Here is a 7,754-nt window from a genome sequence, read left to right on the forward strand (position 1 = left end):
TCGACTTCACCGAACCCAGCCACAACGGCCGATCCCGATCCTGCCCATAGGTCTCGATCACCGCCTGCGCCTCGATCGGATCACCGAGGCGGGTGCCGGTCCCGTGCGCCTCCACCACATCCACATCGGATGGCGCGAGACCGGCGCTGGCCAACGCGGCCCGGATCACCCGCTGCTGCGAAGGACCATTCGGCGCCGTCAGACCATTCGACGCGCCATCGGAGTTGACGGCGGACCCGCGCACCACCGCGAGCACCCGGTGCCCGTTGCGCCGCGCGGCCGAAAGCCGTTCCACCAGCAGCACACCGACACCCTCGGACCAGCCGGTCCCGTCGGCGGAAGCGGAGAACGACTTGCACAGGCCGTCGGCGGACAGGCCGCGCTGGCGGCTGAACTCGGTGAAGATCCCCGGTGTCACCATCACGGTCACACCGCCGGTCAACGCCATGGTGCACTCGCCCGACCGCAGCGCGGCCACGGCGAGATGCAGTGCCACCAACGACGACGAGCACGCGGTGTCCACGGTGACCGCGGGACCTTCCAGCCCGAACGTGTACGCCACCCGGCCCGACGCGACGCTGGTCGAACTGCCGGTCAGGTAGTGCCCCTCGACGTCGTCGGGCAGCCGCGCGCCCGCGCCGTAGCCGGAGGACGCGACGCCGACGAACACACCGGTCCTGCTGCCCCGCAGCGAGTCCGGGTCGATCCCGGCCCGCTCGAACACCTCCCACGACGCCTCAAGCAGCAGACGCTGCTGCGGATCCATGGCAAGGGCCTCACGCGGGGAGATCCCGAACATTCCGGCGTCGAACCCGGCCGCGTCGGCGAGGAACCCGCCGGTGCGGGTGTAGCTGGTGCCGGGCCGGTCCGGGTCGGGGTCGTAGAGGGCGTCGAGGTCCCAGCCACGGTCGCCGGGGAAGTCGCCGGTGGTGTCGGCACCGGCGATGACGAGCCGCCACAGGTCCTCCGGCGAGGCGATCCCGCCCGGGTAGCGGCAGCTCATGCCGACGATCACCACCGGGTCTCCGCCGGTGTCTCCTTCTGACGTCGTGATCGTCGTGACGGCGTGGTCGCCGGTCAGTTCACCGGCCAGGTACGCGGCAAGGGCCGAGGTGGTCGGGTGGTCGAAGATCAGGGTGGTCGGCAGCCTCAGTCCGGTCGCCGCGTTCACCCGGTTCCGCAGTTCCACCGAGGTCAGCGAGTCGAACCCGAGGTCGTTGAAGGCCCTGCCCTGGTCGATCGCCGACGGCGACGAGTGGCCGAGCACGGCCGCCACCTCACCGCGGACCAGGTCCACCAGCAGTTGTTCCCGCTCCGCCGCAGGCAGCCCGGACAGCCGCCGCGACAGGGACTGGGAGCCGTGCGCGGCCCGGCGCAACGGGGGGCGGACCAGCCCGCGCAGCAGGGCGGGCACGGGGTTGCGGCGGCGGAACGCGGCCAGGTCCAGCCGGATCGGCACCGTGTTGGCGAGACCGCCGGCCAGCGCCGCGTCGAACAACGCGACGCCCTGGTCGTCGGTGAGCGCGCCGCCGATGCGGGCGAGGTCGGCGCGGTCGAGCCCGCCGCTGATGGCGCTCTCCCGCGCCCACAGCCCCCAGCCCAGCGACAACGCGGGCACGCCGTCTGCCCGCCACTGGCCGGCCAGCGCGTCGAGCACCGCGTTGGCGGCGGCGTAGTTCGACTGGCCGGGCGAGCCGAACGCCGCCGCGGCCGACGAGAACATGGCGAACCAGGCCAGGTCGAGACCCGAGGTCAGGTCACGCAGCACGAGCGCGGCGTCGGCCTTCGGGGTGAGGACGGCGTCGACCCGTTCCGGGGTCATCCCGGCGACGACGCCGTCGTCCGCGAGACCCGCGGCGTGGACGACGGCCGTCAGCGGGTGTGCCGAGGGGATGGCCGCCAGCAGCGCCGCCACCGCGTCCCGGTCGGCGACGTCACAGGCGACGACCCGCACGTCGACTCCGAGGTCGAGCAGGTCGTCGACGTCGGCGGCCCCGGACCGCCCGGCGAGGACGAGGTGGCGCACGCCGTGGCCCGTCACCAGGTGGCGGGCGAGCAGGCCACCGAGCACGCCGGTGCCGCCGGTGACGAGGACGGTGCCGCCGGGGTCGGCCGGACGCGGGACGGTGAGGACGTTCTTGCCGGTGTGGCCGCCCCGGCCGATGAAACGGAACGCGGTCACCGCTTCCCGGACGTCCCAGGCCCTGGTGGGCAGCGGGCGCAGCGCACCGGCGCGGAACAGGTCGAGCAGCGCCAGCAGCATCTCCTGGACTCGGTCCGGTCCTGCCTCGCCGAGGTCGAAAGCCCGGTAGCGCAGGTCCTGGTGGGCGGCGGCGTCACGGATGTCGGCCTTGCCCATCTCCAGGAACCGGCCGCCGGGGCCGAGCAGGGCGAGCGACGCGTCGACGAAGGCGCCGGTGAGGGCGTTGAGGACGGTGTCGACCCGCTGGCCAGAGAACCGGTCCGCGAAGTCGAGGTCGCGGGAGGAGGCGAGGTCATCGGCCGCGACGCCGAGCGCGCGGACCGCGTCCCACTTGCCCGCGCTCGCCGTGGCCAGCACCCTGGCGCCGAGGTGGTGGGCCACCTGCACGGCGGCCATGCCGACACCGCCCGCCGCGGCGTGCACGAGGATGGTCTCGCCGGCACGCAACCCGGCCAGGTCGACCAGCGCGTAGTACGCGGTGAGGAACGCCATCGGCACCGCCGCGGCGTCCACAAAGGACCACTCGGCGGGGATCGGCGCCACGAACCGGCGGTCCACCACCGCCTCGGGGCCGAACGCGCCCGAGAACAGGCCGAACACCCGGTCGCCGGGCACCAGGTCGGTGACGTCGTCGCCGACCTCGACCACCACGCCCGCCGCTTCCGAGCCCATCATGGCCTGGCCGGGGTAGGTGCCGAGCGCGATCAGGACGTCGCGGAAGTTGACGCCCGTCGCCCTGACCGCGACCCGGACCTCGCCGGGTGCGAGGCCGGGGCGCGGGATCTCGCGCAGCACGAGACGTTCCAGCGCACCGGGTTCTTCGGAGTCCAGCCGCCAGACCGGCCCGTCGGGCACGGTCAGCGACGGCAGCGCGGAGGCGCGGGCAAGCCGGGGGACGAGGACGTCGCCGCCGCGCACGGCCAGTTGCGGCTCGTCCATGGCCAGCAGGGACGACGGGTCGAGCGCGCCGGGGTCGTCGGTGTCCACGAGCACGAACCGGCCGGGGTGCTCCGACTGGGCCGAGCGCACGAGACCCCACGCACCCGCCGCCGCGGTGTCGGCCACGATCTCACCCGGCCGGGCGGCGACGGCGCCCCCGGAGACGAGCATGAGCCGGGCGTCCGCGAAGCGGTCGTCGGCAAGCCATGCCCTGACCACCGCCAGGACACTGTGGACGGTCTCCCGGACCGGGCGGTCCATCGGGAAGCCCGCGACGACGATCGTGTCCGGGGCGATGGGAGTTTCGCTGTCGGTGCCCAGCTCGTCGAACCGGACGACCGGCTGCTCCGGTGCCCGTGCCGAGGGCACGGGTGTCCACTCGATGGCGAAGAGGGCGTCGTCGGCGCGCGGGCGCAGTGCTGCCGCGGCACGCAGCGCCAGGGTGCCGACCTCGGCGACGGGGGCGCCCGCACCGTCGGCGAGCCGCAGTGCGTGGCCGCCGGGGACGGGGGTGATCCGCACACGCAGGGCGGTGGCCCCGGCGGCGTGCAGGCGAACACCGGTCCAGGAGAACGGGATCCCGGCCTCGGCCGGGTCGAGACCGGTCGGGTGCAGGGCGGCGTCGAGCAGGGCCGGGTGCAGGCCGAAACCCTCGGCGTCGCGGTGTGCGGACTCGGGCAGCTCGACCTCGGCGAAGGTCTCCTCCCCCGCCCGCCAGACCGCGCGCAGCCCCTGGAACACCGGCCCGTACTGGAACCCGGCGGTCTCGGCGATGGCGTAGAAGTCATCGATGGCAACGGGTTCCGCACCGGGCGGCGGCCACTCGGCCAGGTCGTACGGCGCCGCGGCCGGCAGGTCGTCGGTGAGCAGGCCCGTGGCATGCCGGACCCACTCGTCAGCGCTGCCGTCGGCGCCGCTGTGGATCTCGACGATGCGGGTGTTGTCGTCGCGCGGCGGGCCGACGCTCACCTGGAGCGCGACCGTGCCGCGCTCGGGCAGGACCAGCGGGCTGTGCAGGGTCAGTTCTGCGATGGCGCGGCAGCCTGCCTGCTCACCGGCGCGCAACGCCAGCTCGACGTAGGCGGTGCCGGGCAGGATGGCGTCGCGCAGGACGCGGTGCTCGGCGAGCCAGTGGTGGGTCGTGGCGGACAGCCTGCCGGTCAGGAGCACACCGTCGGCGGCGGCGAGGGAGACCGCGGCGCCCAGCAGCGGGTGGTCAGCGGCGCCGAGACCCGCGGCGGCGAGGTTGCCCGCGCCGACGCGGCCGCGCGGCCAGTAGCGGGTCCGGTCGAAGGCGTAGGCGGGCAGCGGGACGCGGCGCGGCGCCGCCGGGGCGAACACCGCGGACCAGTCGACGACGCCACCTCGGACGTGGAGTGCCGCGACCGAGGACAGCAGCGTCGCCACCTCGTCGTGCCCGGCACGCAGCGCGGGCGCGGCGTGCTCGGCCAGCGGGGCGAGGACGGCGTCCGGGCCGACCTCCAGGAACCGGGTGACGCCGGCCTCGGACAACGCGGTGAGGCCGTCGGCGAAGTGGACGGCCGCGCGGACCTGGCGCACCCAGTAGCCCGCGGTGGCGACGTCGCCGCCCGCCGAGGACGCGGGGACGACCGGGATGGCCGGGCGGTGGTAGGTGAGCGACTCGGCGACGGCGGCGAAGTCGGCGAGCATGGGCTCCATCAGCCGGGAATGAAACGCGTGCGAGACGGCAAGGCGCCTGACCCGGCGGCCATCCGCCCGCCACCGCTCCGCCAGCGCCTCGAGCTCCTCCTCCGCACCGGACACGACCAGCGAGGTGGCGCTGTTGACGGCGGCGATGTCGACGGAGCCGGGCACGAGATCGGCCGGGTGCTCGTCCTCGGTCATCGAGACGGCGAGCATCGCACCGCCCGCCGGCAACGCCTGCATCAACCGGCCCCGCGCCGCGACGAGCGCGCACGCGTCGGCGAGCGACAGCACACCGGCGACGTGCGCGGCGGCGACCTCGCCGATGGAGTGGCCAAGCAGCTGGTCAGGGCGGACGCCCCACGACTCCAGCAGCCGGTAGACGGCGACCTCGACGGCGAAGATCGCGGCCTGGGCGTACCGGGTCTCGGTCAACCGGTCGGCGTCGTCGGCGACGACCTGCCGCAACGGTGTGCCAAGGGCGGGGTCCAGGTGCGCGCAGACCGCGTCGAAGGCGGCGGCGAACACGGGGAACGCCTCGTACAGGCCGAGTCCCATGCCGAGGTGCTGCGCGCCCTGGCCGGTGAACAGGAACGCCTGCTTGCCCGGCGCGACGGTCCCGGTGACCACGGGGGCCTCGAGCGCGTCGGCCCGGTCGGTGGCGAGCACGACGGTCCGGTGCGGCAGATGGGCCCTGGTCGTCGCCAGCGAGTGGGCGACGTCCGCGAGCCCGAGGCCGGGCCGGTCCGCGAGGAAGGCACGCAGCGCATCCACCTGCCGGGCGAGCCCGTCGGCAGAAGCGGCCGACAGCAGCAGCGGCGTCACCGCCAGGACGTCCCGGCCCTCCGGGGCCGGTTCGACGGCGGGGGCCTGTTCCAGTACGACGTGCGCGTTGGTGCCGCTGACCCCGAACGACGACACGGCGGCGCGGCGGGGGCCCCCGGTCTCCGGCCACGGCCGGTTGGCGGTGAGGATCGACACCGCGCCCGCCGACCAGTCCACGTGCGGCGAGGGGTCCTCGGCGTGGAGGGTGCCGGGCAGCACGCCGTGCCGCATGGCCTGCACCATCTTGATCACACCGGCGACACCGGCGGCGGCCTGGGTGTGCCCGATGTTGGACTTCACCGAGCCGATCCACAGTGGACGGTCGCGGTGCTGCCCGTAGGTGGCGATCAGGGCACCGGCCTCGATCGGGTCGCCGAGCGCGGTGCCGGTGCCGTGCGCCTCCACGACGTCCACATCGGAGGGGGTGAGCCGGGCGTCGGCGAGCGCGTCACGGATGACCCGCTGCTGCGACGGTCCGTTCGGCGCGGTCAGCCCGTTGGACGCGCCGTCCGAGTTGACGGCGCTGCCACGCACGACGGCCAGCACCCGGTGCCCATCGCGCAGCGCGTCGGACAGCCGCGCCAGCACGAGGACGCCGACGCCCTCACCCCAGCCGGTGCCGTCGGCGCCCGCGCCGAACGCCTTGCACCGGCCGTCCGGCGCCAGCCCGCGCTGGCGGCTGAACTCCACGAACGCGGCCGGGGTCGACATGACGGTGACGCCGGAGGCCAGCGCCAGCCCGCACTCCCCCTCCCGCAGCGCCCGCACCGCCAGGTGCAGGGCGACCAGCGACGACGAGCAGGCGGTATCGACGGTGAGGGCGGGACCCGCCAGCCCGAGGACGTAGGAGACGCGGCCCGAGAGCACGCTGGCGACGCTGCCGGTGCCGAGGTAGCCGTCGGACACCTCGGGGTCCGCGACCATCAGATGGGCGTAGTCCTGCCCGTTGGTGCCCGCGAAGACCCCGGTCCTGCTGCCCGCGAGGGACGTCGGGTCGATACCGGCGTCCTCCAGCGCCGCCCACGTCGCGGCCAGCAGCAGCCGCTGCTGCGGGTCCATCGCCAGCGCCTCACGCGGCGAGATGCCGAACAGGTCCGCGTCGAACTCGGCGGCACCGGCGAGAAACCCGCCGGTGCGGCCGTACGTGGTGCCCGTCCGGTCGGGGTCGTCGTCGAACAGGGTGTCGAGGTCCCAGCCGCGGTCGGCTGGGAAGGCGCCGACCGCGTCCCCTCCGGAGGAGACCAGCCGCCAGAACGCGTCCGGGTCGCCGGCATCACCGGCATCGCCGGCCGCGCCGGGGAACCGGCAGCCCATGCCGACGATCGCGATCGGCTCGCTCCGCTGCCCCTCCACCTCGGACAGCCGGGCCCTGGTCTGCCGCAGCTCGCCGGTGACCCACCTGAGGTTGTCGAGGAGCTTGTCTTCGTTCGTCGCCATCAGGTTCTCCCGGGCACGTCAGGACTTGCCGAATTCGTTCTGGATGATCTGGAAGAGGTCGTCCGCGCTGGCCACGTCGAGCCCGCCGGATTCCGCCGCCGCGCTCTTGCCGTCCACTGTGGACACCAGGCGCCGCAGCCTGGCGGCGATCGCGGTCAGTCGCGCGGAGTCCGATGGCAGGTCGGCCAGTGCCGCCTCGAACCGGTCGAGCGACGCCTCGGCGGCGGTACCGTCCGGCTCGGCGGGATCGTCACCGCCGCCCAGCAGCGACCCGACCAGTTCGGCGACCGCCGCCGGGGTGGGGTGGTCGTAGACGAGGCTGGTGGGCAGGGTGACGCCCGCGCCCTCGGCGAGCAGGTTGCGCAGTTCCACGGCGGTGAGCGAGGTGAGGCCCAGTTCGCGGAACGGCCTGCCGGGGTCGACGGCCGCCGCGTCGCGGTGGCCGAGCAGGGCGGCCGACTGGCCGAGCACGAAGTCCAGCACGATCCCGGCACGTTCGGCGGCGGAACGGCCAACGACCCGGTCGCGCAGCGTCCCGGCCGGGGGCGCGGTCGCCGCCTCCGGGATGCCGGACAGCAGCGGACTGGGCCGCGCGGCGGTGAAACCGGGTGCGAACGCCGCCCAGTCGATGTCCGCGACGGCGGCGACCACCTCGCCCCGGTCGACCGCGCGGCCGAGTGCGGCC

The 7,754-nt window shown here is 74.7% G+C and carries 2 protein-coding genes; both read right to left on the reverse strand.

What is annotated here, in order from left to right; genetic code table 11:
- Positions 1–7,072, reverse strand: a 7,072-nt coding sequence (locus tag WBA97_RS06120) for an SDR family NAD(P)-dependent oxidoreductase (protein ID WP_424229710.1), incomplete at its 3' end; no start/stop codon positions are given.
- Positions 7,073–7,087: 15 nt separating this feature from the next.
- Positions 7,088–7,754 (reverse strand): phosphopantetheine-binding protein (locus WBA97_RS06125; RefSeq protein WP_424229709.1); only part of this gene is annotated, 667 nt, incomplete at its 5' end.

It is taken from the genome of Actinophytocola sp., assembly GCF_049647105.1.
Taxonomy (GTDB): Bacteria; Actinomycetota; Actinomycetes; order Mycobacteriales; family Pseudonocardiaceae; genus Actinophytocola.